The organism is Spirillospora sp. NPDC049652 (assembly GCF_040675125.1).
Taxonomy (GTDB): Bacteria; Actinomycetota; Actinomycetes; order Streptosporangiales; family Streptosporangiaceae; genus Spirillospora.
The window spans coordinates 1-1,420 of sequence record NZ_JBFAOF010001402.1 but is presented as its reverse complement, the minus strand read 5'-3'; the positions used below and the strand labels follow the sequence as shown (position 1 = coordinate 1,420).

Genomic DNA, 1,420 nt, shown 5'->3' with positions numbered 1-1,420 from the left:
CGGCGCTGTCCGCCGCCGACGGCCGCGTGCTGTGGCGCACGCCCGACCCGCAGGGCGGTGTCGACATGGGGTACGTGTCGGCCGCCAACGGCGTGGTCTACGCGGGCTCCGCCGCCGGGACCGGCGACAACATGTACGCGCTGGACGCGGCGACCGGCGACGTCCGCTGGCGGTTCGCCAGCGGCGGGTCGGTGGTCGGCGGCGCGGCCGTCGTGGACGGCACCGTCTACTGGGGGTCCGGCTATCACATCGGCACCGGCAACGACAAGCTCTACGCCTTCGACACGCACTGAGCCGACCATGACTGAGAACGCCCCGATCCGCGGGCTGATGCTGGCCGGGGGCACCGGCGCCCGGCTCCGGCCGGTGACGCGGGCGGTGTCCAAGCACCTGCTCCCGGTCTTCGACAAACCGATGATCTACTACCCGCTCTGCACCCTGGTCACGGCCGGGATCCGGGAGATCCTGGTGATCACGACCCCGGAGGACCGGGCCGCGTTCCGGCGGCTGCTCGGCGACGGCTCCCAGTGGGGGCTGCGGCTGGAGTACGCCGTCCAGGACCGCCCGGAGGGGATCGCGCAGGCGTTCCTGATCGGGGAGGAGTTCCTCGACGGCCGCCCCTCGGCCCTCATCCTCGGCGACAACCTTTTCCACGGCATGGACTTCGGCCGCTGGGCCCGGTCGATGCCCGAGCTCACCGGCGGGCACGTCTTCGCCCGCCGCGTCGCCGACCCGTCCGCCTACGGCGTGGTGGAGTTCGACGACGAGGGCCGGGTGCTGTCGATCGAGGAGAAGCCCGCCCGGCCGCGGTCCCGCTACGCCGTCCCGGGCCTGTACTTCTACGACGCCGACGTCGTCAAGATCGCCCGCGGGCTGCGGCCCAGCGCGCGCGGCGAGCTGGAGATCACCGCCGTCAACGACCACTACCTGCGCGAGGGGCGGCTGCGGGTCTCGATGATGGACCCCGGGGCCGCCTGGTGGGACACCGGCACGGTCGGCGACATCGTCCGCGCCGCCGAGTACGTCCGGGACGTGGACGAGCACCACGGCCGCAAGGTCGGCTGCGTCGAGGAGGCCGCCTGGCGGGCGGGCCTGATCAGCGACGCGCAGCTCCGCGACCTGGCCCGGCCGCTGCGCAGCAGCGGCTACGGCGACTACCTGCTGGCCCTGCTCCGCTGACCATGGAGCGATCGACGGTCAGCCACGTCTCCCACGGGCACGCCGACGTGCTCGTCCGCGTGCTGGGGCTGGGCGCGGACGGGCACGGCCTCGCCCGCGCCCTCGCCGCCGTCGCGGCCGCCGGCGCCACCGCCGAGATGCTGGCCTTCCTCGCCGAGAGCGGGGAGATGCGGTTCGTCACGCGGCGGGCGGACGGGGCGGCGGTGGTGGCGGCGCTGTCGGACGCGTTCGCCGCCGACCC

At 74.4% G+C, this 1,420-nt stretch carries 3 protein-coding genes; all 3 read left to right on the top strand.

Annotation, left to right across the window (positions count from 1 at the left end; all coding sequences use genetic code 11):
* The coding region (locus AB0J52_RS40585) for an outer membrane protein assembly factor BamB family protein (RefSeq protein WP_500188544.1) at positions 1-293 on the top strand (293 nt) is incomplete at its 5' end.
* Positions 294-300: 7 nt separating this feature from the next.
* A complete protein-coding gene (gene rfbA, locus AB0J52_RS40580; RefSeq protein ID WP_500188542.1) occupies positions 301-1,179 on the top strand; it encodes a glucose-1-phosphate thymidylyltransferase RfbA in 879 nt (292 codons plus the stop codon).
* Positions 1,180-1,181: 2 nt separating this feature from the next.
* Positions 1,182-1,420 (top strand): hypothetical protein (locus AB0J52_RS40575; RefSeq protein ID WP_500188541.1); only part of this gene is annotated, 239 nt, incomplete at its 3' end.

Excerpts from the sequence above, each read along its gene's own strand:
- rfbA (WP_500188542.1), top strand. The coding sequence starts at position 301 with ATGACTGAGAACGCCCCGATCCGCGGGCTGATGCTGGCCGGGGGCACC.